The 26,399-nt window shown below is 73.3% G+C and carries 24 protein-coding genes; 20 read left to right on the top strand and 4 right to left on the bottom strand.

Annotated features, from left to right (window positions below; all coding sequences use genetic code 11):
* The first annotated feature begins 75 nt into the window (after positions 1 to 75).
* From IE182_RS04395 to IE182_RS04405, 3 genes are all read left to right on the top strand, one after another.
* On the top strand, positions 76 to 1,278 hold the full coding sequence (locus IE182_RS04395; RefSeq protein WP_190108276.1) for an aminotransferase class I/II-fold pyridoxal phosphate-dependent enzyme: 1,203 nt from the start codon (positions 76 to 78) through the stop codon (positions 1,276 to 1,278).
* A 343-nt stretch (positions 1,279 to 1,621) separates the two neighbouring features.
* On the top strand, positions 1,622 to 2,140 hold the full coding sequence (locus IE182_RS04400) for a DUF2617 family protein (protein WP_190108277.1): 519 nt from the start codon (positions 1,622 to 1,624) through the stop codon (positions 2,138 to 2,140).
* 87 nt (positions 2,141 to 2,227) lie between these two features.
* On the top strand, positions 2,228 to 3,739 hold the full coding sequence (locus IE182_RS04405; protein ID WP_190108278.1) for a polyamine aminopropyltransferase: 1,512 nt from the start codon (positions 2,228 to 2,230) through the stop codon (positions 3,737 to 3,739).
* Here the strand turns inward: IE182_RS04405 and IE182_RS04410 are convergent.
* On the bottom strand, positions 3,727 to 4,656 hold the full coding sequence (locus IE182_RS04410; RefSeq protein WP_190108279.1) for a helix-turn-helix domain-containing protein: 930 nt from the start codon (positions 4,654 to 4,656) through the stop codon (positions 3,727 to 3,729). The two genes, IE182_RS04405 and IE182_RS04410, sit on opposite strands and share 13 nt — an antisense overlap.
* 97 nt (positions 4,657 to 4,753) lie before the next feature.
* Here IE182_RS04410 and IE182_RS04415 point away from each other — a divergent pair, with 97 nt between their 5' ends.
* The 12 genes from IE182_RS04415 (at position 4,754) to IE182_RS04470 (ending at position 15,874) form a co-directional block, all read left to right on the top strand.
* A complete protein-coding gene (locus IE182_RS04415; RefSeq protein WP_190108280.1) occupies positions 4,754 to 5,404 on the top strand; it encodes an NAD(P)-dependent oxidoreductase in 651 nt (216 codons plus the stop codon).
* Between the two features lie 78 nt (positions 5,405 to 5,482).
* Positions 5,483 to 6,220 carry an SRPBCC domain-containing protein gene (locus IE182_RS04420; protein ID WP_190108281.1) on the top strand — a complete coding sequence of 246 codons (738 nt, stop codon included), beginning with the start codon at positions 5,483 to 5,485 and terminating at the stop codon, positions 6,218 to 6,220.
* Positions 6,221 to 6,277: 57 nt separating this feature from the next.
* Positions 6,278 to 7,090, top strand: a complete 813-nt coding sequence (locus IE182_RS04425) for an aldose epimerase family protein (RefSeq protein ID WP_190108282.1) — start codon at positions 6,278 to 6,280, stop codon at positions 7,088 to 7,090.
* Positions 7,091 to 7,094: 4 nt separating this feature from the next.
* A complete protein-coding gene (pyrE, locus tag IE182_RS04430) occupies positions 7,095 to 7,640 on the top strand; it encodes an orotate phosphoribosyltransferase (protein WP_190108283.1) in 546 nt (181 codons plus the stop codon).
* A gap of 224 nt (positions 7,641 to 7,864) precedes the next feature.
* Positions 7,865 to 8,887, top strand: coding sequence for a class II fructose-bisphosphate aldolase (gene fbaA / locus IE182_RS04435; RefSeq protein ID WP_190108284.1), 1,023 nt, complete (start codon positions 7,865 to 7,867; stop codon positions 8,885 to 8,887).
* Between the two features lie 98 nt (positions 8,888 to 8,985).
* Complete coding sequence (locus IE182_RS04440) at positions 8,986 to 10,473, top strand: MFS transporter (RefSeq protein ID WP_190108285.1); 1,488 nt, start codon at positions 8,986 to 8,988, stop codon at positions 10,471 to 10,473.
* A gap of 33 nt (positions 10,474 to 10,506) precedes the next feature.
* Positions 10,507 to 10,920, top strand: coding sequence for a DUF3151 domain-containing protein (locus IE182_RS04445; protein WP_190108286.1), 414 nt, complete (start codon positions 10,507 to 10,509; stop codon positions 10,918 to 10,920).
* A gap of 120 nt (positions 10,921 to 11,040) precedes the next feature.
* A complete protein-coding gene (locus IE182_RS04450; RefSeq protein WP_229844558.1) occupies positions 11,041 to 11,883 on the top strand; it encodes a tryptophan 2,3-dioxygenase family protein in 843 nt (280 codons plus the stop codon).
* Complete coding sequence (gene kynU, locus IE182_RS04455) at positions 11,876 to 13,138, top strand: kynureninase (RefSeq protein WP_190108288.1); 1,263 nt, start codon at positions 11,876 to 11,878, stop codon at positions 13,136 to 13,138. Before IE182_RS04450 ends, kynU begins: the two co-directional genes overlap by 8 nt.
* Positions 13,135 to 13,842, top strand: a complete 708-nt coding sequence (locus IE182_RS04460) for a prolyl oligopeptidase family serine peptidase (protein ID WP_190108289.1) — start codon at positions 13,135 to 13,137, stop codon at positions 13,840 to 13,842. Before kynU ends, IE182_RS04460 begins: the two co-directional genes overlap by 4 nt.
* Before the next feature lie 83 nt (positions 13,843 to 13,925).
* Positions 13,926 to 15,218 (top strand): sensor histidine kinase, encoded by a 1,293-nt coding sequence (locus IE182_RS04465; RefSeq protein WP_190108386.1) that lies wholly within the window; start codon positions 13,926 to 13,928, stop codon positions 15,216 to 15,218.
* A complete protein-coding gene (locus IE182_RS04470) occupies positions 15,215 to 15,874 on the top strand; it encodes a response regulator (protein WP_190108290.1) in 660 nt (219 codons plus the stop codon). Before IE182_RS04465 ends, IE182_RS04470 begins: the two co-directional genes overlap by 4 nt.
* 16 nt (positions 15,875 to 15,890) lie before the next feature.
* On the opposite strand, the gene IE182_RS04475 is transcribed toward IE182_RS04470, so the two are convergent.
* The gene (locus IE182_RS04475) at positions 15,891 to 16,775 is read right to left on the bottom strand and encodes a diacylglycerol kinase (protein ID WP_190108291.1); all 885 of its coding nucleotides are present in this window, start codon (positions 16,773 to 16,775) and stop codon (positions 15,891 to 15,893) included.
* Between the two features lie 176 nt (positions 16,776 to 16,951).
* Here IE182_RS04475 and IE182_RS04480 point away from each other — a divergent pair, with 176 nt between their 5' ends.
* Entirely contained in the window at positions 16,952 to 18,238 is a 1,287-nt protein-coding gene (locus tag IE182_RS04480; RefSeq protein WP_190108292.1) for an adenylosuccinate synthase, read from the top strand.
* Between the two features lie 65 nt (positions 18,239 to 18,303).
* Here the strand turns inward: IE182_RS04480 and IE182_RS04485 are convergent, their stop codons facing one another.
* Positions 18,304 to 20,046, bottom strand: coding sequence for a serine/threonine-protein kinase (locus IE182_RS04485; protein WP_190108293.1), 1,743 nt, complete (start codon positions 20,044 to 20,046; stop codon positions 18,304 to 18,306).
* A 144-nt stretch (positions 20,047 to 20,190) separates the two neighbouring features.
* Positions 20,191 to 20,394 carry a cold-shock protein gene (locus IE182_RS04490; protein ID WP_190108294.1) on the bottom strand — a complete coding sequence of 68 codons (204 nt, stop codon included), beginning with the start codon at positions 20,392 to 20,394 and terminating at the stop codon, positions 20,191 to 20,193.
* A gap of 335 nt (positions 20,395 to 20,729) precedes the next feature.
* Here IE182_RS04490 and IE182_RS04495 point away from each other — a divergent pair, with 335 nt between their 5' ends.
* The 4 genes from IE182_RS04495 (at position 20,730) to IE182_RS04510 (ending at position 26,371) form a co-directional block, all read left to right on the top strand.
* The gene (locus tag IE182_RS04495) at positions 20,730 to 22,094 is read left to right on the top strand and encodes an aspartate aminotransferase family protein (RefSeq protein ID WP_190108295.1); all 1,365 of its coding nucleotides are present in this window, start codon (positions 20,730 to 20,732) and stop codon (positions 22,092 to 22,094) included.
* 162 nt (positions 22,095 to 22,256) lie between these two features.
* Positions 22,257 to 22,988 carry a GntR family transcriptional regulator gene (locus IE182_RS04500; protein WP_190108296.1) on the top strand — a complete coding sequence of 244 codons (732 nt, stop codon included), beginning with the start codon at positions 22,257 to 22,259 and terminating at the stop codon, positions 22,986 to 22,988.
* A gap of 106 nt (positions 22,989 to 23,094) precedes the next feature.
* On the top strand, positions 23,095 to 25,581 hold the full coding sequence (locus IE182_RS04505) for a dolichyl-phosphate beta-glucosyltransferase (protein WP_190108297.1): 2,487 nt from the start codon (positions 23,095 to 23,097) through the stop codon (positions 25,579 to 25,581).
* A 139-nt stretch (positions 25,582 to 25,720) separates the two neighbouring features.
* The gene (locus tag IE182_RS04510; protein ID WP_190108298.1) at positions 25,721 to 26,371 is read left to right on the top strand and encodes a putative DNA-mimic protein; all 651 of its coding nucleotides are present in this window, start codon (positions 25,721 to 25,723) and stop codon (positions 26,369 to 26,371) included.
* Positions 26,372 to 26,399 lie beyond the last annotated feature (28 nt).

Raw genomic sequence — 26,399 nt, forward strand, 5'->3', positions numbered from 1 at the left:
CCGCCGCGCCTATCGTGAGCGAGATCGTCTGAACTGACGCCGGCCGCGGCCGGCCCGAGGGGAGAGCGGGGACGCATGACCAGGAACGCCGAGGACCTCACGGGGGCGGGCTGGAGCCCGGCGGCACGGGTGCAGGGCATGGGCGCGTCGGTCTTCACGGAGATGACCGAACTGGCGCGGCGCACCGGGGCGGTCAATCTGGGCCAGGGCGTGCCCGAGCTGGACAGCCCCGCGTCCCTGCTGCGCGACGCCGCCGAGGCGATGCTCGCAGGCGCCAACCAGTACCCGCCCGCCTACGGCTTCCCGGCCCTGCGCGAGGCGGTCGCGGACCACCAGCGCCGGCGCTACGGGCTGGAGTACGCGCCCGAGGGCGAGGTGCTGGTCACCACGGGGGCGACGGAGGCCATCGCGGCGGTACTGCTGGGGCTGTGCGACCCCGGCGACGAGGTCATCGCCTTCGACCCCTGCTACGACGCCTACCCGGCCGTGGCGCGCTTCGCGGGCGCCCGGCTCGTGCCCGTCCCCTTGGCCGAGGGGACGGGGGAGGAGGCCGGGTTCGTCCTCGACGCGGACGCGCTGCGCGCCGCCGTCACCGGGCGCACCCGCGTCCTGCTGCTCAACACCCCGCACAACCCCACCGGCAAGGTGTTCGACGAGGCCGAACTGGCCGTCATCGCCGGCATCTGCCGGGAGCACGACCTCACGGTGGTGACGGACGAGGTCTACGAGCACCTCGTCTACGACGGCGCCGTGCACCGGACGATCGCCGCCCTGCCGGGGATGCGGGAACGGACCTTGACCATCTCGTCGGCCGGCAAGACCTTCAACGTCACCGGGTGGAAGGTCGGCTGGGTGTGCGGACCGGCCCACCTGGTGCGGGCGGTGGCGTCCGTGAAGCAGTTCCTCACCTATGCCTCGGGCACGCCCTACCAGGAGGCGCTCGCGCGGGCGCTGGGGGGCGTGGAGGAGTGGGCCGGGGAGCTTCGCGGAATTCTGCGCCGTAACCGCGATCTGCTCAGTGAGGGGCTTGCGCGCGCGGGTCTGCGCCCCTATCGCGCGGACGCCGGCTATTTCGTACAGGCCGACATCCGCGCGTGGGGGCACGCGGACGGCGTGCGATTCTGCCGTGAACTGCCGCTGCGCGCCGGGGTGGTGGCCATTCCCACGTCCGCCTTCCATCTGCGCCCCGACGCCCCGTCCTATCTGGTGCGTTTCTCCTTCTGCCGGCGGGAGAAGTCGGTGGCCGAGGCCGTGGAGAAGCTGGTGGGCGCTATTTGATCAAAGGATTTGCAAGTGGCTCATGCCGGTCCGCATATGCGTCCGGTGGTTTTCGACTTCCACCGGACACCGGTCTGTTGAACATGTGAACTGCATGGCCCTCGCGTGGATGGAAAGTTGCAGATGATGGGTAAAACCGCTGTGGGAGCCGCTCATTCGTGATTCCCTCTCTTTCAGAGCCACTGAGAGACAACTCCTGGGAATCCCCGCCACCCGGAATCACATCCACCGGACCGGAGCCAAGGAGCTCACATGTGGGCATGAGCCGGCGCACCCGAAAGGAATCTGGTCCTCCACGGGGCGGGCCGGCCCACCCTCCACTTGCCGCTCGCGGAGCCGACCCATGCTCACCACCCTCAAAACCACCTACACCGATACCCGCGCCGCCGACCTCGCCTGGTGCCTGGGGAGGGAACCCCTCCCCGCGCTGGCCGTGCTCGACCTCCAGCTCGCTGGATCGGCGGTGCAACTGCGCCTGCTGGGCGCCTCCCACCAGGTCATACTCGAAGAGGAGGGCGGAGTCTGTTCGGAGACGGTCGCCTGCATACCCGGCAGCAGCACCCCGCTGCCCCTCGGCGTCGCCAAGCGGGTGGGCGCCTGGGAGTACGAGTTCGCGGCGCGCGTCGAGACCCTGTCGAGAAGCTCCTTCGCGGGCCGCGCCCAGGAGCTGCTGGCGCTGGTCGCGGAGCACCCCCAGGGCCTGGCCGGGACCTTCCCCGGCGACCCGCACGCCTTCACCGCGCTGCTGGCCCAGCGCCGCGAGGGCCAGATAAATTGGCGCACCTGGCACGCGTATCCGCAGGAAGGGTGCCTGGTCGCCACCCGGACCCGGGTGGGGGTGCGCACGGCCGCCGCCCTCTGAAGAGGCCTGGAGATGTCACCCCAACGCGTGAGTATTAAACCCGTGTGGGTGACAAGGGGGTACGGGCTCGTGACGTAGCGTTCCCGCATGGTCCACCGTCCGGTACCAGCGCGGCTGCCCGTACCGGCCGGGCTCGGCCGCCTCCTCGTCCTGGCGACGGTCTTCGTCTGCGCCGCCTGCGGGCTGGTGTACGAGCTCGAACTGGTCGCTCTCGCCTCGTACTTGATCGGCGACTCCGTCACCCAGGCGTCCGTCGTGCTGTCGGTCATGGTCTTCGCCATGGGCGTCGGCTCGCTGCTCGCCAAACGGCTGCGCAGACGCGCCGCCCTGGGCTTCGCGGCCGTCGAGGCGGTGCTGGCGGTCACCGGCGGCCTCTCGGCCATGGCGCTGTACGCCTGCTTCGCCTGGTACGGCCAGGCCCGGCTCGCCCTGGTGGGCTTCTCGCTCGTCATCGGGGTGCTCATCGGGGCCGAGGTCCCGCTGCTGATGACGCTCATCCAGCGCATCCGCCGCCAGGACGCGGGCGGTGCCGTCGCCGACCTCTTCGCCGCCGACTACGTGGGCGCGCTCGTCGGCGGGCTCGCCTTCCCCTTCCTGCTGCTGCCGGTCCTGGGGCAGCTGACGGGGGCGTTGCTGACCGGGGCGGTCAACGCCGTCGCCGGCGGGGCGCTGGTGCTCTGGCTCTTCCGCGGCGATCTCTCCGCCCGGGCCCGCTGGGCGCTCCTGGCGGCCAACGGCCTGGTCCTGGTGGTGCTGGCCGTCTGCTCCGCGCTCACCGGCCCCTTCGAGCGGGCCGCCCGGCACGCCGTCTACGGGGCGGACGTGCGGGTCGCGGTGCAGACGGAGGTCCAGGAGGTGGTGCTGACCGGCGGTGGCCGGAGCGGCCGGCCGCTCTCCCTCTTCCTCGACGGCCGGCTGCGCGTCGGCGGCGACGAACTGCGCTACCACGAGGCGCTCGTCCAGCCCGCCATGGCCGGGCCGCACCGCCGGGTCCTCGTCCTGGGCGGCGGGGACGGGCTGGCCGCCCGGGAGGTCCTGCGCCACGCGGACGTCGCCTCGGTGACCGTCGTCGAGCTCGACCAGGCCGTGTTGCGGCTGGCCGCCACCGACACGGAGCTGGCCGCCCTCAACCGCCGCGCGTACCGCGACCCGCGCGTGCGGGTGGTGGCCGCCGATGCGTTCGACTGGCTGCGGGAGGCGCGCGGCGGCGCGACCGGCCCGTACGACGTGGTGATCTCCGATCTGCCCGACCCCGGGCTCACGCCCAGCACCAAGCTGTACTCCCAGGAGTTCTACGGTCTGGTGGCCCGCGCCCTCGCCCCCGGCGGGCGCATGGCCGTGCACGGCGGCGATCCCGACGCCCGCCCGCACACCTTCTGGACCGTCGACGCCACGATCCGCTCCGTGGGCCTGCGCACCGCCCCCTACCGGGTCCCGGCGCTGCCCGCGCCGCGCAGCGAGCGCCGGGGCTGGGGCATCGTGCTCGCCTCCCGCCCGCCCGTGGAGCTGCCGGCCGGCGCCGGGTCCCCCGTCCGGCCGGCGCCGGGGGAGGCCGGGCTGCTGCCGTCCACCCTGATGCACCCGCGCTATGCGCGGTGATCGCGCAGGGACCTGCGGAAGGCGCCCGGGGTGGCGCCCGCGCGGTGCTGGAAGAACGCGGAGAAGTTGGCGGCGTCGTCGAAGCCGAGCCGCTCGCTGATCCGGGCGGCGGGCAGGTCGCTGTGCGCCAGCAGCCGCTTGGCCTCCAGCATCACCCGCCGGTCGATGAACTCCTTCGCCCCCACCCCGGCCGCGGCCAGCGTCGCCCGGGCCAGGGTGCGCGGCGCGTAGCCGAGCTCCCGGGCGTAGTCGGTGACCCGGCGGCGGGTGGTGAAGCCGCGCTCGACGGCGGCGCGGAAGCGGACGAACGCCTCGGCGGGCGCGGGTACGCCGCTCGCGGCGGCACTGCCGTGGGTCATGCGCAGCACCAGCACCGACAGCAGGTGGCGCAGGACGTCCGCGTGGATGCCGGGCGGCAGGTGGCTGCCGGTGCGGAAGTCGGTGGCCAGGTGGCGCACGGCGCAGAAGACGGCCTCCCGGTCGCCGCCGGCGGGGCGCCAGAGCACGGGACGGAAGGGATCGTCGGCCGCCTCCGAGACCGCCGTGCCGGGCGGCAGGAAACCGGGCTGGACGAGGACGACGGTGCCGTCGAGGGCGCCGGCGTCGCCGTACTGCTGGACCTGGCCGGGCCGCACCCACAGCACCGCGCCGGGGCCGAGGGTGTGGGCGGTGAAGTCGACGACGTGCGGGGCGGAACCGAAGTCGACGGCGACGATCTGGTGGAAGTCCAGCCGCTGCGGCCGGGTGAGCAGCCCTTCGGGGGCGCGCTCGCGCAGCTCGGCGAGGGTGAGGACCTCCAGGCCTGCCGGGGTGCCGGGCGGGGCGTCGTAGGCGAGGTCGACGATGTCGGGGACGCCGGGTATCCCGGGCGTTCGGCCGCCCTCGCCGACCGGGTCATCATGTCGTTTTTTCACCATGGGGAGACGCGAGCCTACCTGGCCGGGGGCAGGGGCCGGATCTAGCGTGGTCGTCACGGACAACAGCGGTTCACCCGCGCATCAACAGGAGATCCCCATGGCGAAGATCGCTCTCTTCGGCGCGACCGGCACGATCGGCAGTCGCATTCTGCGCGAGGCGCTGGACCGCGGACACCACGTGACGGCGGCCCAGCGCGACCCCCTGAAGCTCACCGTGCAGCACCCGAACCTGATGGTCGTCAGTGGTGACGTGCTCGACGCGGCCTCGGTCGCCGCCGTGGCCAAGGGCCATGACGTGCTGGTCAGCGCGGTCGGCGGCGGGGACGGCCCCGGCCATGTCGCGACCATCGCGCCGGCTGCGAAGTCGCTGGTCCACGGGTTGCACCGGCTCGGCGGCGATGCCCCGCGGCTGATCGCCGTCGGCGGTGCCGGCTCGCTGCGCACCCCGGACGGCAAGCAGGTCTGGGACGCGGAGGGGATCCCGGACTTCCTGCTGCAGATCATGCACGCGCACGGGGACGCGCTGGACTTCTACCGCACGGTCACCGACGTCCGCTGGACGAACATCAGCCCGGCCGGCCTCATCGAGCCCGGTGAGCGCACCGGAAGCTACCGCACCGCGCTCGACGACCTCGTCGTGGACGCGGAGGGCAAGAGCCGGATCTCCGCCGAGGACTACGCGGTGGCGGTCATCGACGAGATCGAGACGCCGAAGCACGTCGGTGAGCGGTTCACGGTCGGATACTGACCGTCTTCTGACGGAAAGTTCGATCGGATTCGACCGGGGCGGGCCTGGTGAGGGGCCCGGTGGGTAGGCTCGCTTGCTATGGAGCATGAGGTGTTCGTTCCGTTTCCCGTCGGTGCGGTACGGCGGGTTCTCTCCGACCCGGCACGCGTCGCACGGTGCGTCCCCGGCCTGCAGCAGGACGCTTCGTCCGGCGCGGCGCTCGCGGGGCGGCTCCGGCTGCGCATCGGCGGTTCCACGATCACCTACCGGGGCGCGCTGCGCCTGACCGAGCGGGACGGTTCGTACGAGCTGTCCGGCGAGGGCACCGAGGCCCGGGGGTCCGGCACGGTGACGCTCGCGCTGAGCGCGCTGCCGGAGGAGATGCCGGGCGGCACGCGGCTGAGCTGCCTGGGCACCGTCAGCGGCGCGGGACGGCTGGCCGAGTTCGACGCCAAGACCGCGGAGTCCGCCGCCCGGCGGCTGCTCGACCGCTTCGGCGCGGCCCTGGCGGAGGAGCTCCGCGAGGACGCCGCGGCCGCCGCCCCGGCGCCGGAGGTCCCCGTCACCGGCGAGGACACAACCCTCACGGCCTCCACGCCGCTCGACGGCAACGCCCTCGACGACGAGCCGCCGGCCGAGGCGGCCCACGCCCGCCGCACGATGATCGGCCGCAGTGCGGAAGAGGTCGACCACGCGCCCCCGCGGGGCCGGTACGCCCCCGTCCCGGCGCCGGAGACCACCTCCGGCACGGCGGTGCTGCGCTGGGCGGCCCCCGCCGCGGCGATCGCCCTGGCGGGCGCGGTGGTGGTGACGCGCGCCCTGCGGCGCAAGCGCTGAGCCGCTCCGGCCGGGTTCCGCCGGTCCGGCCAGGCCACAGGCCCTAGGGTCGTGAGGGTGAGCGACGAAGTGAGCCAAAACGTGACGCTGGCCGCCGACGGTGCCGAAGTGGTCGTGGACCCCCGCAACGGGTGCAGGATCGCCGGCCTTCGCGTCGGCGGCCTGGAACTCCTCCGGCAGGGCCCCCGCTACGGGGCCTTCCCCATGGTGCCGTGGTGCGGCCGCACCGACCGCGGCCAGTTCCGCAACGGCGGCGAGATCCACCGGCTGCCCCTCAACTCCCCGCCCCACGCCATCCACGGCACCGGCCGCGACACGGCCTGGCGCACCGCGCGGACGGCATCCGAGGGCGGCACCTCGGCCGCGTTCACCTACGACCTCGCCGACCCCTGGCCGTACAGCGGCCGGGTCACCCAGCTGGTGGAGCTGACGGGCGACTCCCTCACCCTCACCATGGGCGTCGAGACCTACGGCGACTCCTTCCCGGCGCAGGCCGGCTGGCACCCCTGGTTCCTGCGCAACCTCGGCACCGGCAAGGACGTCGAGATCGGCTTCCGGCCCGAGTGGCAGGAGGAGCGCGGCGAGGACCACCTCCCCACCGGCCGCCGCATCGACCCGCGCCCCGGCCCCTGGGACGACTGCTTCGGCATGCCCGACGGGGTCGACGTCACCCTCACCTGGCCCGGCGCCCTGGAGCTGAAGGTCACCAGCCGCGCCGAATGGGTCGTGGTCTACGACGAGCAGTCCGAGGCCGTCTGCGTCGAGCCGCAGTCCGGCCCGCCCAACGGGCTCAACAGCCACCCGCGCCTGGTCACTCCGATCGACCCCCTGGAGATCTCCACGACGTGGACCTGGCGGTCCCTGGCCTAAGCTCATGGCCATGACGGATGCGCGTGACGCCCTGCTGCAGCAGATCAAGGACAAGGCCGTGGTGCACGGCAAGGTGACCCTCTCCTCCGGCAAGGAGGCCGACTACTACATCGACCTGCGCCGGATCACCCTCGACGCCGAGGCGGCGCCGCTGGTCGGCCAGGTGATGCTCGACGCCACGGCCGACCTCGACTTCGACGCCGTGGGCGGTCTCACCCTGGGTGCCGACCCGGTCGCCACCTCGATGCTGCACGCCGCCGCCGCGCGCGGCCGCAAGCTGGACGCCTTCGTGGTCCGCAAGGCCCAGAAGACGCACGGCATGCAGCGCCGCATCGAGGGCCCGGACATCAAGGGCCGTCGGGTCCTCGTGGTCGAGGACACCTCCACCACCGGCGGCTCCCCGCTGACCGCCGTGGAGGCTGCCCGCGAGGCGGGCGCCGAGGTCGTCGCGGTCGCCACCATCGTCGACCGCGGTGCCGAGTCGGCCATCGAGGGCGCCGGCCTGCGCTACGTGACGGGCTACTCGCTGGGCGACCTCGACCTGTCGTAACCCTGGCCGACCGGGGGTGCCCCCGGTCTGACCTGGCGTTTCGTCCCATGGCGTGCCGAAGGGCGCGTGGTTTCACGTGAAACCACGCGCCCTTCGCGCATCCATGAGGTGTGCGTCATGTGGAGCTCCGCAGGGAGTCTGGGAAGATGGGTCCGACGATGACCGTCGCCCCCTAGGTCAGGGCCCGTACACGCCCGTACCCGCACATCACAAGGAGCGGACAGATGCCCATCGCAACCCCCGAGGTCTACAACGAGATGCTCGACCGGGCGAAGGCAGGCAAGTTCGCCTACCCGGCCATCAACGTGACCTCGACGCAGACTCTGCACGCAGCGCTGCGCGGTTTCGCCGAGGCGGAGAGCGACGGCATCATCCAGATCTCCACCGGTGGCGCGGAGTTCCTGGGCGGTCAGTACAGTAAGGACATGGTCTCGGGTGCCGTCGCGCTCGCCGAGTTCGCGCACGTGGTCGCCAAGAAGTACCCGGTGAACATCGCGCTGCACACCGACCACTGCCCGAAGGACAAGCTGGACGGCTACGTCCGCCCGCTGCTGGCCATCTCGCAGGAGCGCGTCGCCGCCGGTCAGAACCCGCTGTTCCAGTCCCACATGTGGGACGGCTCCGCCGAGAAGCTCGACGAGAACCTTGCGATCGCGAAGGAGCTCCTCGCCGAGGCCGTGAAGGCGAAGATCATCCTTGAGGTCGAGATCACCCCGACCGGTGGCGAGGAGGACGGCGTCTCCCACGAGATCAACGACGACCTCTACACCACCGTCGCGGACGTGGAGCGGACCGCCGAGGCGCTCGGCCTGGGCGAGAAGGGCCGCTACCTGCTGGCCGCCTCCTTCGGCAACGTCCACGGCGTCTACAAGCCGGGCAACGTCGTCCTGAAGCCGGAGCTGCTGCGCGAGCTGCAGGACGGCATCGCCGCCAAGCACGGCAAGGCCGACCCGTTCGACTTCGTCTTCCACGGCGGCTCCGGCTCCACCGAGGAGGAGATCCGCACCGCGCTGGAGAACGGCGTCGTGAAGATGAACCTCGACACCGACACCCAGTACGCCTTCACCCGCCCGGTCGCGGACCACATGTTCCGCAACTACGACGGCGTCCTGAAGGTCGACGGCGAGGTCGGCGACAAGAAGACCTACGACCCGCGCAGCTGGGGCAAGCTGGCCGAGGCCGGCATGGCCGAGCGCGTCACCCGCGCCTGCGCCGACCTGCGCGCCACGGGCACCAGGCTCAAGTAAGCGCCACCACGGTCGCCAGGGGCCCGGCCTCCGCTCACCGAGCGGGCGCCGGGCCCCTTCGCGTGGCCGCCCCCCGCCCCGCGGGGGATGATCGGGCCATGAGCAGCGCCCCCGGAAGCGGCACGCCCGCGGTGCGCCTGGGCACCGCCGCCGGGCGCGGGGTCCTGCTGACGGCCGTCCTCGGGTCGGGCATGGCCATGCTGGACAGCACGGTCGTCACCGTCGCCCTGCCCCACATCGGCCGCGACCTCGACGCCGGCCTCGGCGCCCTCCAGTGGATCGTCAACGCCTACATGCTCACCCTCGCCGGGCTCATCCTGCTCGGCGGTGCGCTGGGCGACCGCTACGGGCGGCGGAAGGTGTTCGTCGTCGGCGTGGTGTGGTTCGCGCTGGCCTCCCTGCTGTGCGGGGTGGCGCCCGACGCCAGGGTCCTGATCGCGGCCCGGGCGCTGCAGGGCGTCGGCGGGGCGCTGCTCACCCCCGGCTCGCTCGCGCTGATCCAGGCCGTCTTCCACCCCGACGACCGGGCGGGCGCGGTCGGTGCGTGGTCCGGGCTGGGCGGCGTCGCCTCGGCGGTCGGCCCGTTCGTCGGCGGCTGGCTGGTGGACGGCCCCGGCTGGCGCTGGGTGTTCCTGATCAACCTGCCGCTCGCCGTCGTCTGCGTCCTGGTCGCCCTGCGCCATGTGCCCGAGACCCGCGATCCCGCGGCCCACGGCCGCTTCGACGTCCTCGGTGCCGCGCTCGGCGCGCTCGCCCTCGCCGCGGTCACGTACGCCCTGATCGCCGCGCCCGACCAGGGCGCCTCGCCCGGGGTCGTCGTGCCCGCCGTCGTCGGCGTACTGCTGGGCGTTGCATTCGTGTACGTCGAGCGGCGGCGGCCCGACCCGATGCTGCCGCTGGGCATCTTCGCCGTCCGCCAGTTCTCGGCCGTCAACGCCGTCACCGTCTTCGTCTACGCGGCCTTCAGCGGCTTCTTCTTCCTCTCGGTGCTGCAGCTGCAGGTCGTCGCCGGCTGGTCCGCCCTCGCCGCGGGCACGGCGCTGCTGCCCACGACGGTGCTGATGCTGCTGCTCTCCGCCCGCTCGGGCCGGATCGCCCAGCGCACCGGGCCGCGCCTCCCGCTGACCCTCGGGCCCCTGCTGTGCGCGGTCGGGCTCCTGCTGATGACGCGGGTCGGCGCGGGCGCGGTGTACTGGCGGGACGTGCTGCCCGCCCTCGCCGTGCTGGGCCTGGGCATGGTCGTGCTCGTGGCCCCGCTGACCGCGACGGTGCTGGCCTCCGTCGACGTCTCCCGCGCGGGCCTGGCCAGCGGCATCAACAACGCCGCCGCCCGCGCGGCCGGGCTGATCGCGGTGGCCGCGCTGCCCCTGGCCGCCGGCATGGACCCCGACGTCTACCGCGACCCGCCCGCCTTCTCCGCCGCCTTCGACCGGGCCATGCTCCTGTGCGCGGGAGCGCTGGTGACCGGGGCGCTGCTGGCCTGGACCACCGTCCGGTCGCCGGTGCCGCGCACCGCCGCCTGCCACCCCGAGTGCACGTACCACTGCGGTGTGTCGGCGCCGCCGCTGGATCCGGGCGACGCGTAGGCCCCCGCCGGTGGCTGGGGCAGACTGGAGCGCATGTCCATTCACGAGAACCTGCTCGGGGGACCGCCCCCGACCCACCTCCCCGACGACCCCGAGCCGCGCGAGCTGCTCGCCTCCGGGGCGGCTCCCGCCGAGGTCGCGGCCAAGTACCCGTCGTCCTCGCTCGCGTGGGCACAGCTCGCCGACGAGGCGTTCGAGGGCGGCCGGGTCGTCGAGTCGTACGCCTACGCCCGCACCGGCTACCACCGTGGCCTCGACGCGCTGCGCCGCAGCGGCTGGAAGGGCCACGGCCCGGTGCCGTTCGAGCACGAGCCGAACCGCGGCTTCCTGCGCGCGCTGCACGCCCTCGCGCGGGCCGCGCAGTCGATCGGCGAGCAGGAGGAGTACGAGCGCTGCACGGCGTTCCTGCGCGACAGCTCCCCGACGGCCGCCAACACCCTGGGCTGACGGGCGCCCCGCGCCCCGGCGCCGTCACGGCCCTTGCCGTGGCGGCGTCCGGCACGGATGATCGCGGCGTACCCCGGCGAGCCCCGGCGATCCCGGGAGCGACGGCAGTGGAGGCGACGCGTGACTTTCGAACCACAGCTCGGCCAGACCACCACCCCCGGCCCCGTCCGGCACTTCGCGGGCGCGACCCCGTACGAGGAGTACGTACGCGCCGACACCCTCTCCCACCTGCAGGAACCGCTCTCCGACGATCCCGGTGAAATGGTCTTCCTCGTCACCACCCAGGTGATGGAGCTGTGGTTCACGGTCATCGTGCACGAGTGGGAGACCGCCGCCCGGGCCCTGCGTGAGGACGACCTGCCCGTCGCGATGGCGGCGCTGGGGCGCTCCGCGTACGAGCTCGAATCGCTCAACGCCTCCTGGAAGCCGCTGGGGCACCTGACGCCGGCCCAGTTCAACGCCTTCCGCTCGGCGCTGGGCGACGCCTCGGGCTTCCAGTCGGCGACCTACCGCCGCCTTGAGTTCCTGCTCGGCGAGAAGTCCCCCGCCATGCTCGTCCCCTACCGCGGCGTGCCGCACGTCCACGCGGAGCTGGAGAAGGCGCTGCACGCGCCGAGCCTGTACGACGAGGTCCTGCGCTTCCTGGCCCGGCGCGGCCACGCGGTACCCGCGGCCGTGCGCGAGCGTGACGTCAGCGAGCGGTACACCGGCGACCCGGCGGTCGAGGACGTCTGGCAGCGCGTCTACGCGGGCGACCAGAGCAGCGAGGAGTGCCGGCTGGGCGAGGCCCTCACCGAGGTCGCCGAGCTGGTGTGGCGCTGGCGCAACGACCATCTGGTGGCCACGCGCAGGGCGATGGGCGCGAAGGTGGGGACGGGTGGGTCGGCGGGCGTCGCCTGGCTGGAGAAGCGCGTCACCAAGCACGTCTTCCCGGAGCTGTGGACGGCCCGCAGCCGTGTCTGACGACCTCGCGGGCGAGGCGGCGGCGCTCGACGCCGCCGACGTACTGCGCGCCAAGCGCGCCGACTTCGTGCTGCAGGACGGGCAGGACGGGCAGGACGGGCGCGGCGACGAGGGTGCGGGAGAAGACGGCCGGGACGCGGCCGCCCGCGTGGTGTACCTGGACGGCAACTCCCTCGGGGCGCTGCCCCGGGGCGTTCGCGGCCGGCTCGCCGACGTCGTCGACCGCGAGTGGGGGCGGCTGGGCATCCGCTCGTGGACCGAGTCCGGCTGGTGGACGGCGCCCGAGCGGGTCGGCGACCGCATCGGCCGGCTCGTCGGGGCGGCGCCCGGGCAGGTGGTGGCCGGGGACTCGACAAGCGTCAACGTCTTCAAGGCGGTTGTCGTCGGCGTGCGCCTGGCCGGTGCGAGCGGCCGCGACGAGATCCTCGTCGACGCGCAGACCTTTCCGACCGACGGCTACATCGCCGAGTCCGCGGCGCGCATGACGGGCTGCCGGATCCGCTCCGTCGAGGCCGGCGCCATGGCCGCCGCCGCAGGGCCGCGCACGGCCGTCGCCCTCGTCAACCACGTCGACTACCGCACCGGGCGGCTGCACGACCTGCCCGGCATCACCGCCGCCGTGCACGCCGCCGGGGCCCGGGTGGTGTGGGACCTGTGCCACAGCGCGGGCGCGCTGCCCGTCGCGCTCGACGCGCACGGCGTGGACCTCGCGGTCGGCTGCACGTACAAGTACCTCAACGGCGGCCCCGGTTCGCCCGCCTACCTCTACGTCCGCCGCGACCTGCAGCCGCGCTTCGACTCCCCGCTGCCCGGCTGGAACTCCCACGCCGACCCGTTCGCCCTGGCGCCCGCCTACGCGCCAGCCGACGGCGCGCTCCGCGGCCGGGTCGGCACGCCCGACATCCTCTCCCTCCTCGCCCTCGACGCGGCCCTGGACGTGTGGGAGGGCGTCGGCATCGACGCCGTACGGGCCAAGAGCCTCGCCCTGACCGACTTCTTCCTGCGCTGCGTCGAGGCGTACGCACCGCGGGGCCGGGTGCGGTCCCTCACGCCCGCCGCGCACGACGAACGGGGCAGCCAGGTGTCGCTGCGGTGCACCGCCGACGGGCAGGAGACCATGGCGGAGCTCGTCCGCCGGGGCGTCGTCGGCGACTTCCGCCGCCCGGACGTCCTGCGCTTCGGCTTCACCCCGCTGTACACGGGTTTCGCGGAGACGGAACGGGCGGCGAGGGTGCTGGGGGAGGTGCTGGCGTGAGGGTCGCCTACGGCCCCCACCCCAGCCAGGTCGTGGACGTCCACCCGCCCGCGCCGGGCACGGCACGGGGCACGCGGGTGACGCTGCTGCACGGCGGCTTCTGGCGCGAGACGTACGACCGCCACCACCTCGCTCCGCTGGCGGCGGCACTGGCCGGCCAGGGCCTGGAGGTAGCGCTGGCGGAGTACCGCCGGGTGGGCGGGGGCGGCGGCTGGCCGGAGACCTTCGGCGACGTCGTCCGGGCGATCGGCACCGGCCGCGGCGCCGCCGCCCCCGCACGCCACGTGGTGGTGGGGCACTCGGCAGGCGGCCACCTGGCGCTGTGGGCGGCCTCCGCGGCCGCCACGGGCGTCGACCGCGTGATCGCCCTCGCCCCGGTGGCCGACCTGGCCCGCGCGCGGGCGCTGGGGCTGAGCGGGGACGCGGTCGCCGGGCTCGTCGCCCCGGAGCAGGAGCACCTGGCCGACCCCCTGCGGCTGCCGCCGCCGCGGGTGCCGGTCGCCATCGTCCACGGCACGGACGACGAGGACGTGCCCGTGGAGCTGTCGCGGGCCTACGCGGCCGCGGCGCGCGCGGCGGGAGCGGCGGTGGACCTCACCGTGCTCCCGGGCGCGGGCCACTACGAGCTGATCACGCCGGGCACGCCGGAGTGCGCCCGGTGGGTCCTGCCCCTCACCCGCGGGCCGCACCCCGCCCGCGCGTAGTCCTTAAGACGGACCCCGACAATCCCCACCCGCGCGGACGCCACCGGCACCGCACGGTGCCTACCGTGGTGGGTGTGACCGAGATGCATGACACGAACGGCCTGCGCAGCGAGATGCGCCTCCTGGAGAGCGCCACCGAGGGGGTGCGCAAGGACCTGTTCACCGACGCCTTCGCCTTCCGCCCGTTGCCGCCGCTCGGCGACGGTCACGTGCTGGTGCGCCGGGCCCCCGGGGCCACCGGCCGGTACACGCGGTGGCTGCCGCACGCGGCCGTCGCCGGTCTCACCGCGATGATCATGCTGGCCGCCCTGTCCGAACGGCCGGAGACGGGCGGCGTGCTGCTGGCGGCCTTCGCGGGCATACCGCTGGTCACCACGCTGCTGCGGCCCGTCGGCGCCTGGTGGCTGTCGATCGGCGCCGCCTTCCTCTCCAGCCTGGTCATCGGAATCACGCCCTGGACGGCGAGCGGGTTCGTCTCCCACCTCGCCGTCATGACGATCGTCACGCTGCGCACCCGGCCCCGCCTGGCCGCCGAGATGTGGCTGATCACCGCGGCCTTCGGGGCCTTCGTGACCCTGGTGCGCGGCTACGGCTACGACAGCGGCACCTTCGAGATGTCCGTCCTCTCCGGCGTCCTGCTCCTCGCCGTCGCCGCCGTGCGCGGCATGCGCGAGTCCAAGGAGCAGGTCGCCGCCCAGGTCGCCGTCACCGAGGTCGAGCGGTCCCGCCGCACCGTCCTGGAGGAGCGCACCACCATCGCCCGCGAGCTGCACGACGTGGTCGCCCACCACATGTCCGTGGTGGCCATCCAGGCCGAGGCCGCGCCCTACCGCGTCGCCGACACGCCACCCGAGCTGGCCGCCGCCTTCGTCACCATCCGGGAGAACGCCGTGGCGGCCCTCACCGAGCTGCGCCGCGTGCTCGGCGTCGTCCGGTCGGAGGACCCGGACGCCTTCGCCGCCCCCGAGGCCCCGCAGCCCACCCTCGCCGACCTCGGCGGCCTGCTCGCCAACGTCCGCTCCGCCGGGCTGACCGTCGAGCAGGTGACGACGGGCTCGGTGCGGCCGCTGCCGCAGGGCGTGGAGCTGTCCGCGTACCGCATCGTCCAGGAGGCGCTCAGCAACGTCCTGCGCCACGCCCCCGGAGCCGCGGCCCGGGTGGAGGTCAGCCACGTGCTGGGCGGGCTCGGCCTGCGCGTCGTCAACGGCCGCCCCGACCGCCTGGCCAAGCCCTCCCCGGGCGCCGGGCACGGCGTGCTCGGCATGCAGGAGCGGGTCTCGATGCTCGGCGGCGCGATGACGGCACAGGCCACCGCGGAGGGCGGCTACGAGGTCGCCGCGTTCCTGCCGGTCGTGGCGGGCGAGGCCGCGGCATGAGCATCCGCGTGATGATCGTGGACGATCAGATGATGGTCCGTGAGGGCTTCTCCGTGCTGCTGGGCGCCCAGCCCGACATCGAGGTCGTCGGCGAGGCCGTGGACGGCCGCCAGGCCGTCGAGAAGGCCGCGGCGCTGCGCCCGGACGTGATCCTGATGGACATCCGCATGCCCGGGCTGAACGGCCTGGACGCGACCCGCGAGATCGTGGCCGCCGACGCGGACGCCAAGGTGCTGGTGCTGACCACGTTCGACCTGGACGAGTACGTCTACCAGGCGCTGCGGGCCGGGGCGAGCGGCTTCCTGCTCAAGGACGCCTCCGCCCGGCAGCTCGCGGACGGCGTGCGCGTGGTGGCCGCGGGGGAGGCGCTGCTCGCGCCCACGGTCACCAAGCGGCTCATCCAGGAGTTCTCGCGCCTGGGATCGCCCCGGGTGCCCACCCTGGAGCGGGTGGCCGACCTGACGGAGCGGGAGACGGAGGTGCTGGTGCTGGTCGCCCAGGGCCGCTCGAACTCCGAGATCGCGGCGCACCTCGTCGTCGCCGAATCGACAGTGAAGACGCACGTCAGCCGCATCCTGGTGAAGCTGGGCCTGCGCGACCGCACCCAGGCGGCGGTCTTCGCCTACGAAGCGGGCCTGGTCACCCCGGGCGGCTGAGGCCCCCGGCGCCCCCTCAGGCGCGCGGCAGCGTCAGCCGCCACGCGTCCGCCACCGCCGTCCACGTGCGGGTGCGGACCGGGCCGCGGACGCGGTTGTCGGCGCGGTAGCGGAAGTCCGGGCCGGAGACGGTGACGGTACGGGCCCGGGTGCGCACCGGCTCGGGCGCCGCGTGCTCGTGGACCACGACCTCCGCCGCCCCGTCCACGGCCGCCACGGCGACCCGCCCGACCGGCCGGTCCAGGTCCGCCAGCAGCACCCCGTCGGCCTCCACCCGCAGCCGGGTGCACGCCGGGACCGGGTGCCGGGCCGAGGGCCCGGACAGCAGCGTCAGGGCCGTGCGCGCCGTGCGCGCGGCCGGCGTCCACCACCACGCGTGGGCCCCGGACGGCACGTCCGCCCCCTCCCGGGCGCGCGGCGGCAGCGGGGCCATCGCCGGCGCCCGGCCCCGGCCGCCCCCCGCGGGCACCCACAGACCGCCCAGGACGACGCCGTCGCTGTCGTCGGCCAGCAGCCCCAGACGGCGCTCCGCGCCCTCCAGAACGGCCCGTGCGGCCGCCACGGCTCCCAGCGGGACGCCGAGCACCCGGGCCACCGACACCGCCGGCAGGGCGCCCACCGGCACCCACGCCAGGGGCGCGTCGGCCAGCTCGCGGCGGCGGTGCAGCAGACCGACGACGCGCAACAGGGCGCGGTCGTCGCCGATGACGACGGTCCGGCGCCGACCCCGCCGGGCGAGCGCCCGCGCCACCTCCTCCGGCCCGTTCGGGAGGCAGATTTTCGCCACTGCTCCGGCGCACAGCACGTCCCTCGCGATCCGTGTGGACTCGCCGTCCACACGGCGTGCAACCGGGTCGATGACGACGAGCAGCTGCGCTCCGCTCGGGTCTGCAGCCGACACCTTCGTCCTTCCTCAGGTAATCTCTCGGTGCAAGAGCCCCTGTCGCTGTTGCGCCAGGGGCTTCGTCTATCCGGGGCACCGGTTCGACGGCTCTAGCGGTGGTGAACGCCCGTATCAAGCGGGCGGAGGCCACCTGTGCACGTTGGACATGCCCCGCCCGGAAGGGGTGTACGCCTGTGCCCGCACTTGTGCTGCTCGGTGCTCAGTGGGGTGACGAGGGCAAGGGAAAGGCCACCGACCTGCTCGGTGGCTCCGTGGACTACGTGGTGCGCTACCAAGGTGGCAACAACGCCGGCCACACGGTCGTCGTCGGTGACCAGAAATACGCGCTGCACCTCCTCCCTTCCGGGATCCTCTCGCCGGAGTGCACTCCGGTCATCGGCAACGGTGTGGTCGTCGACCCGGCGGTCCTGCTCTCCGAGCTGAGCGGACTCAACGAGCGCGGCGTCGACACGTCCAAGCTGCTGCTCAGCGGTAACGCTCACCTGATCACGCCGTACCACACGACGGTCGACAAGGTGACGGAGCGCTTCCTCGGCAAGCGGAAGATCGGCACCACCGGCCGCGGCATCGGCCCGACCTACGCGGACAAGATCAACCGCGTCGGCATCCGCGTCCAGGACCTGTACGACGAGTCGATCCTGACCCAGAAGGTCGAGGCGGCCCTCGACTTCAAGAACCAGATCCTGGCGAAGCTCTACAACCGCCGCGCGATCGACTCCGCGAAGATCGTCGACGAGCTGCTGGCCTACGCGGACCAGATCAAGCCGTTCGTCGCCGACACCACGCTGATCCTGAACAACGCCATCGACGAGGGCAAGGTCGTCCTCTTCGAGGGTGGCCAGGGCACCCTGCTGGACGTCGACCACGGCACGTACCCCTTCGTCACCTCCTCGAACCCGACCGCGGGCGGCGCCTGCACGGGTGCGGGCGTGGGCCCGACGAAGATCAACCGCGTGATCGGCATCCTCAAGGCGTACACCACGCGCGTCGGTGCCGGCCCGTTCCCGACGGAGCTCTTCGACGAGGACGGCGAGAAGCTGCGCACCATCGGCCACGAGCGCGGTGTCACCACCGGCCGTGACCGTCGCTGCGGCTGGTTCGACGCGGTCATCGCCCGCTACGCGACCCGCGTGAACGGCCTGACGGACTTCTTCCTCACCAAGCTCGACGTCCTCACCGGCTGGGAGCAGATCCCGGTCTGCGTCGCGTACGAGATCGACGGCAAGCGCGTCGAGGAGCTGCCCTACAGCCAGAGCGACTTCCACCACGCGAAGCCGGTCTACGAGATGCTGCCGGGCTGGACCGAGGACATCTCCAAGGCCAAGACCTTCTCCGACCTGCCGAAGAACGCGCAGGCGTACGTGAAGGCCCTGGAGGAGATGTCGGGCGCCCCGATCTCCGCGATCGGCGTCGGCCCGGGCCGCACCGAGACGATCGAGATCAACTCGTTCCTGTCGTAAGCGGCACGCGCACATGACGACGGCGCCCCGGTGGCTCACTGCCACCGGGGCGCCGTCGTCCGTTCTCAGGAGATCTTGCGGTAGACCAGCGACGCGTCCTTCGTGGCGGAGTCGGTGAAATCGCGCCGCATCCTGCCGTCCGGGAGCAGGACCAGGTCGGACGACGAGCCCGGCTGGCAGGCCGACGTGGGCATGGCCCGGGTGACGCTGGAGGGGCCGACGCGCATCGGGCTGCCCTCGGTGCCGCCGCCGGTTGCGGTCGCCTGCCACGTGCAGACGTAGGAGGTGCCGTCGTCCAGGACGCCGCTTCCGTCGATGGTGACCGAGCTCCCGGAGATGGTGATGGTCCGGGTGTTGACGCGCGAGCCGCTGCCGAAGCTCGACTGCCAGGTGCCGATGTACGCCTGCTGCCCGGCCTCGGGAGTGGGCTTGGGCGTGGGCGTGGGGCTGCCGACGGTCGCCGGCCCGGACGTGGGGGGCGCGGGCGCGGCGGACGGCGCCGGGCCCTGGGAGGAGGCCGAGGGCGTCGTCGCCGGGGCCGCGCCCGCACTGTTGTGCGCGGCGTTGCTCGTGTCGCGGTTGAGCAGATAGACCGTGCCGCCGCCCGTGAGCAGTCCGGCGGCCACGATCGCGGCCACGATGTAGGGCGTCTTCGAGCGGTGCGCCGGCGGGGCCGGGACCTGGACGGCCGGGTGGTGGTACGGGCTGCCCGCGTACGGGCCCGGCGCCGGGTAGCCGTACGGGGCGTGCGGCGCCTGCGGGGGCAGGGGCTGGGAGGCCGCGGCGGGCGCGGTCAGCGTGGGCGGGTCCACCGGCCGGGCGTCCTGCGGCGGGTCGACCTGCGTGGGCGGCCCGGCTATGGAGTGCGGCGGTATGCCGGCCGCCTGCGCGGGGTTCTCGACGTCGAGGAGCCGCACGGCGTGCCGGCCGAGCTGGGCGACGAGGCCGCCCGGCAGCCAGGGCTCGGCCGATCCCAGGTCCGCCAGCAGGTCCGCCGCGCCCGAGCGCTCCAGGGCCTGCTCGGGCGTGGGCCGGTCGGCGGGGTCCTTGGCGAGGAACGCGGAGATCAGCGGGTGCAGTCCGGCCGGCACGCCGGTGAGGTCCGCCTCCTCCTCGGCGATGCGGAACATCAGGGCGTGCACGCCGCTGTCGGCGGTACCGAAGGGCATCCGGCCGCTGGCCGCGTAGGCGAGGACCGAGCCCAGGCAGAAGATGTCGCTCGCGGGCGTGATGCGGCCGCCGCGCACCTGCTCCGGCGACATGAAGCCGGGCGAGCCGACGGCCGCGCCGGTGCGGGTGAGGCCCCCGTCGGTGACGGTCTCCAGGGCGCGCGCGATGCCGAAGTCGATCAGACGCGGGCCGTCCAGGGTGATCAGGACGTTGGACGGCTTGAGGTCGCGGTGGACGATGCCGGCGGCGTGGACGGCCTGCAGGGCGCGGGCGAGCCCGGCCGCCAGGATGCGCACGGACTGCTCGGGCAGCGGCCCGTAGTCCTGCCCGACGACCTGGCGCAGCGAGGGCCCGGCGATGTAGCCCGTGGCGACCCACGGCACGGTGGCCTCGGTGTCCGCGTCCAGGACGGGAGCGGTCCACTCCCCGCCGACCCGGCGCGCGGCCGTGACCTCCTGCCGGAAGCGGCGCCTGAACTCCTCCTGGCCCGCGAGCTCCGGCTGGACCAGCTTGACGGCGACCGTGCGGCCCCGGTCGGAACGGGCGAGATAGACCCGGCCCATGCCGCCCGCGCCGAGCCTGCCGAGCAGCCTGTAGTTGCCGAGCGTGCGCGGGTCCTCCGGCGACAGATCTTCCATGCCGGGCACTCCTTCCCCCATGTTTCTCCGCGGAGAATAGCGGCACGGCAAAGGGCCGGGTATCCGCACGGCGAAAAGTGCGGTTCCCGGCCCCCGGATGTGCCGGCCGCCCGGGGCGGCCGGCGAGGGTGCGCCGACGGGTCGTCAGACCGGCAGGATGTTCTCCGCCTGCGGGCCCTTCTGGCCCTGGGTGATGTCGAAGGTCACCTTCTGGCCCTGCTGCAGTTCCCGGTACCCCTGTGTCGCGATGTTGGAGTAATGGGCGAACACGTCCGCGCCGCCGCCGTCCTGCTGGATGAAGCCGAAGCCCTTTTCCGAGTTGAACCACTTCACGATGCCCGTAGCCAAGCTGATCTTTCTCCTCAATCGGGTGCACGGCGGAATTGCGTGCTCCAGGAAAAACGCAAGTGCGCCCGAGGTCACAGACCTTCAGGCGCACATGACAAATGGGTACCAAAACTGCAACTGGAAATGACCGTAGCAGGCAAATGGCGTCGAATTGGTATTTCCTGCCGCCCGGCGCCGTGTGTCGTGGTGACCCGGCACTGTGTCGGCGGGCGCGCCGAGCGGCCGACACAGTGCCGGTACCGGGGCGGGTCCGGCCTGCCTAGGCTCGGGCGGGCCGGCCGGACCACCGAGCCCCCGGCCGGACCACCGAGCCCCCTGATGCGAGGTCATGCCCCGTGAGCACCGTCAGCCCGCAGCCCGATCCCGCGGTGGGCGCCGCCGTCAAGGCCGCCGACCGCGCGCACGTCTTCCACTCCTGGTCCGCCCAGGGCCTCATCGACCCGCTCGCCGTGGCCGGCGCCGGCGGCTCGTACTTCTGGGACCACGACGGCAACCGCTACCTCGACTTCTCCTCGCAGCTGGTCAACACCAACATCGGTCACCAGCACCCCAAGGTGGTCGCCGCGATCCAGGAGCAGGCCGGGCGGCTGTGCACGATGGCGCCGGGCTTCGCCGTGGACGTGCGCTCCGAGGCCGCGCGGCTCATCGCGGAGCGCACCCCCGGCGACCTCGACAAGATCTTCTTCACCAACGGCGGGGCCGAGGCCGTCGAGAACGCCGTCCGGATGGCCCGGTTGCACACCGGCCGTCCCAAGGTGCTCAGTGCCTACCGCTCGTACCACGGGGCGACGGCCGCCGCGATCAACCTGACCGGTGACCCGCGCCGCTGGCCCTCCGACACCGGCTCGGCGGGCGTGGTCCGCTTCTGGGCGCCGTACCTCTACCGCTCGCCGTTCCACGCGGAGAGCGAGGAGCAGGAGTGCGAGCGCGCCCTGCGCCACCTGGAGGACACCCTCGTCTTCGAGGGGCCGTCGACCATCGCCGCGATCGTCCTGGAGACGGTGCCCGGCACCGCCGGGATCATGGTCCCGCCCGCCGGCTACCTCCCGGGCGTCCGCGAGCTGTGCGACCGGTACGGCATCGTCCTCGTGCTCGACGAGGTCATGGCGGGCTTCGGGCGGACGGGCCACTGGTTCGCGGCCGACCGCTTCGGCGTCGTCCCCGACCTGCTCACCTTCGCCAAGGGCGTCAACTCCGGCTACGTACCGCTCGGCGGCGTCGCCATCTCCGCGAAGATCGCGGCCACGTTCGAGCGGCGCCCCTACCCCGGCGGGCTCACCTACTCCGGGCACCCGCTCGCCTGCGCCGCCGCCGTGGCGACGATCACCACGATGGCCGAGGAGGGCATCGTGGAGAACGCCGCCCGCATCGGCGAGGAGGTCATCGGCCCCGGCCTGCGCGAACTCGCCGCCCGCCACCCCTCGGTGGGCGAGGTGCGGGGCCTCGGCGTGTTCTGGGCGGTGGAGCTCGTCAGGGACCAGGCCACCCGCGAGCCGCTGGTGCCGTACAACGCGACGGGCGAGGACAACGCCCCCATGGCGGCCTTCGCGGGCGCCTGCAAGAAGGCCGGCCTGTGGCCGTTCGTGAACATGAACCGCACCCACGTCGTCCCGCCGTGCACGATCACCGAGGCGGAGGCGAAGGAGGGGCTGGCGGCCCTGGACGAGGCGCTGACGGTGGCGGACCGCTGCACCGTCTGACCCGGCCCTGGGCGGAGCCGCCCATTCCGCCTCCGGGCCGATCCGGTAGCGTTCGGTCTCCCCGTGCGTACGGTCATACTGCTTCGCGTCGGCCCTCGCTTATCTTGTGCGAGGGCCGTTCGCATGCCAGGCGCGCGGTCACGAAGGGGAGACGGAGACCAGATGCCCGGCAGCGACGCGGTCAAGCGCACGACGCTGCGCTCGCAGATCGCGGACGCGCTGCGCGACGAGGTGATCGCGGGACGGCTTCCGGCGGGCGGGCAGTTCACCGTCAAGGAGATCGCCGAGCAGTACGGGGTCTCGGCCACGCCCGTCCGCGAGGCGCTGCTCGACCTGTGCTCGCAGGGACTGCTCGACGTGGAGCTGCACCGGAGCTACCGGGTGCGGGAGTTCTCGTACGCCGACTTCCGGGACATGATCGAGGCGCGCACCCTGATCGTCGAGGGCATGTTCCGCCGCTCGGCCGCGCGGGCGCTGCAGGCGGCCACCCCGCAGGCTCTGTCCTCGGTGCGGCGACGGGCCGAGGAGGCGTCGCGGGCCGCGCTCGCGGGGGACCTGGACATCCTCATCGGCTACGACCTGCGCTTCTGGCGGGAGATGGCCGGCCTGGTCGGCAATCCGTACATATCCGACTTCCTGGACCGGGTGCGGGTGCAGAGCTGGATCTTCACGGTGCCGCTGCTCCGGGCGCTGGGGGATCTGCGGGGGCTGCTGTGGGACCAGCACGCCGAGCTGGTCGAGGCGGTGGCGAGCCGTGACGTGGAGCGGGCGCAGCAGATCGTCGTGGCGTACAACGAGCATTCGCTGGCGCTGATCAACGGGTTGTGCGACGACGCCGCATCCGGTCGGGAGCCGTCGGACACGGTCGGGACCGATCGAGGTCCCACCACATAGGGTCGACGTCGCGCTGTCGTCGACCAACGGAACGGGATTCGAAATGAAGAAGGCGCCGATGTCGGATATGCAACCTTCGACCTTTTGAGGACGTCCCAGTCACGTGATGTCACAGACCCAGCCGTCGGACCGGTCCTCCTCGTCGCCGGACCCCCACATACCCGCCGGAGCCGGCCCCGTCGACCTGACGGTGATCGTCCCCGCCTACAACGAGGAGCAGCGGCTCGCCCCGACGCTGCGCGCGGTCCGGGCCCACCTCGACACCCTCGCGCCCCTGCGGTGGGAGCTGATCGTCGTCGACGACGGCTCCACCGACGGCACGAGCGCCGTCACCGGTGCCGCGGCCGCCGAGGAACCCCGCATCCGGCTGCTGACCACGCCCGCCAACAGAGGCAAGGGCCACGCGGTGCGCACCGGCGTCCTCGCCTCGCGCGGCCGCCGGGTCCTGGTCACCGACGCCGACCTGGCCACCCCCATCGAGGAGCTCGGCCTCCTGACCGAGCGGATGGACGCCGGCGCCGCCGCGGCCGTGGGCTCCCGCGCCCTGCCCGAGTCCCGGATCGCGGTGCGCCAGAACGCACTGCGCGAGGTCATGGGCCGCCTGGGCGCCCGCCTCATACGCGCCGCCGCGGTGCCCGGCATACGGGACACCCAGTGCGGCTTCAAGCTCTTCGACGGCGACAAGGTCCGCACCGCCTTCGCCGGCTCCCGGCTGGACGGCTGGAGCTTCGACGTCGAGATCCTGCGCTTCTTCCACCAGAAGGACTGGGAGGTCGCCGAAGTGCCCGTCCGCTGGGCCCACCAGCCCGGTTCCAAGGTCCGCCCGCTCGCCTACCCCACCGTCCTCGCCGACCTGCTGCGCATCCGCCTGCACGCCGTGCGCCCGGTGCAGCTCGTCATACCCGGGATCTTCCTCCTCCTCGCGTTCTTCCTCTACGGAGGACTGTGGAGCGGACCCGGCAGCAGCTACCTCACCGACTCCGGCTCCGACCAGCAGCAGTGGGAGTGGTTCTTCGCGGTCACCGCGGACAACGTCGCCCACCTGCGCAACCCGCTCTTCACCGGTCTGCAGAACGCCCCGCTCGGCGTCAACCTCATGGCGAACACCGCCATGCTGGGGCTCTCCGTGCCCCTGGCACCCCTCACGCTCGCCCTCGGCGCCCCCGTCACCTGGGCCGTCGTCCTCACCGGCGGGCTGGCCGCGACCGCCTGCTCCTGGTACTGGCTGATAGCCAAGCGCTTCGTGCGCTCGCGCTGGGCGGCCGCGCTCGGCGGCGGCTCCTGCGCCTTCGCCCCGCCGATGATTTCGCACGGCACCGCGCACCCCAACTTCGTGGTGCTGTTCATGATGCCGCTGATCACCGACCGGCTGCTGCGGCTGTGCGAGGGCCGCCGCGTCCGCCACGACGGCATCGTCCTGGGCCTGTTCCTCGCCTACCAGATCTTCCTCGGCGAGGAGGTGCTGCTGCTGGCCGTGACCGGCCTCGCGCTCTTCGCCCTCGGCTACGCCATCGCCGCCCCGGACGTGGCGAAGGCCGTCGCCCGGCCGCTGCTGCGCGGCCTCGGCATCGCCGCGCTGGTGTCCCTGCCGCTGGTGGCCGTCCCCCTCGCCTGGCAGTTCAAGGGCCCGCAGAGCTACCAGAGCGTCCTGCACGGGCAGGTCGGCAACAACCCCATGGCACTGCTGGAGTTCGCCACCCGCTCGCTGGCCGGCGACGCGAAGGTCGCGGCGTCCCTCTCACTCAACCGGACCGAGGAGAACGCCTTCTTCGGCTGGCCGCTCGTCGTCCTCGCCGTCGCCCTCGTCGTCCGCCTGCGCGACCAGCCGCGCGTGCGCGCCCTCGGCTTCACCGCGCTGGCCGCCGCCGTCCTCTCCCTCGGCCAGAACATCCCGCTGCTCGGCACCGACAAGACGCTGCCCGGCCCGTGGCGCCTGGTCGCACAGATGCCGCTCTTCGAATCGGTCATCGAGTCCCGCACGGCCATGGTCTGCGCGCCCGCCCTCGGCATCCTCCTCGCCCTCGGCTGCGACCGGCTCGCCGTGCGACGGCTGCGCAGCGAGCGCGAGACCTCCCGCCGCATGCTCGGCTGGACGGCCCTGACCGTGGCGCTCCTGCCGCTGCTGCCGACGCCCTACCCGACCGTCCAGCGCGCCCCGGTGCCCGCGTTCATCGCCGACGGCACCTGGCAGCAGTACGTGCGCCCCGGCCGCTCGCTGGTGCCCGTGCCGGTGCCCAGCCCGGCCGACACCGCCGCCCTCGGCTGGCAGATCGACGCCGGCCTCGGCTTCGCCTTCCCGGGCGGCTACTTCAACGGGCCCTGGGGGCCGGAGCGCATCGGCATCTACGGACCCCAGCCGCGCTTCACCTCCGACCTGCTGGGCAAGGTCGCCGAGAGCGGCAAGGTGCCCGACATCGGCCCGCAGCAGCAGCGGCAGTTCGACTGGGACCTCGACTTCTGGCGCGCGGACGTGCTCGTGCTCACGCCCCGGGACCATGCGCCGGCCCTGCGCGAGGCGGTCACGAAGCTGTCGGGACAGCAGCCGCGGCAGCTCGGCGACACGTGGGTGTGGGACGTGCGCGACCGGGGTTGACCCGCCGGCCGGACACCAAGGGGAATTCAGGCGTCCATCTCCGTCGCCCCTGTGTGACAACCGGCTGGGCGGCACTACTCTGGCCCGACCATCGCATGCCCCGACCATCGCATGAATCCGGGAACGAGAGTGAGCTCACGTGGCCTGTGACCTTTGGCTGGTGCCCCTCGTCGACGTGCTGTGCCACAGCCCCGACAACCCCTTCGCCGAGGAGATCTCCGCCTACGACAAGGTTCTCGGCGAGGCCGGGCTCCCGCCGGTGCCCGTCTTCGGCTACATGCCGGGGCTGTCGGGGGACGTGGCGCCGGTCGCGGGCTTCGACTACGACGCCCTGCACTTCCTGCGCCGTGCCCATCTGCTGAACCTGTGCGGGCTCGCGGTCACCCCGGTGGACGAACTGGGCGGCGACTACGAGCAGTTGCTGGAGATGTTCGAGAGCACGGCCCAGCAGTCGCACCTGGTCTGGCACTACGACCACGCCGGCGCGTACGTCCCCGTCGACTTCGCGCACCCGCTGTCCAACGACGAACTCCTCGAAGGCGGCGGGCCGCTGGGCTCCAGCCACGGCCTGCTGCGCGAACTCCTCGCGGTGGCACCGGTGCTGGGCATCGACCCGGCCAACCCGCCCGCACCGCCGGCCGCTCCGGACCGTCCCACCGCCCTGGAGGAGCGTGCGGCCCCGGGCCCGGACGACGACAGCCCGTTCGCCCGGGAGCGCCATGTGTGGCGGGGCCTGCACGCGGCGGCGACCAGAAGCCTGGGTCAGGGCTCGATGATCGTCTTCAGCTGACGGGCCGGCCGCCCGGCCCGTCAGGCCG

It is taken from the genome of Streptomyces cinnamoneus (genome assembly GCF_014650495.1).
Taxonomy (GTDB): domain Bacteria; phylum Actinomycetota; class Actinomycetes; order Streptomycetales; family Streptomycetaceae; genus Streptomyces; species Streptomyces cinnamoneus.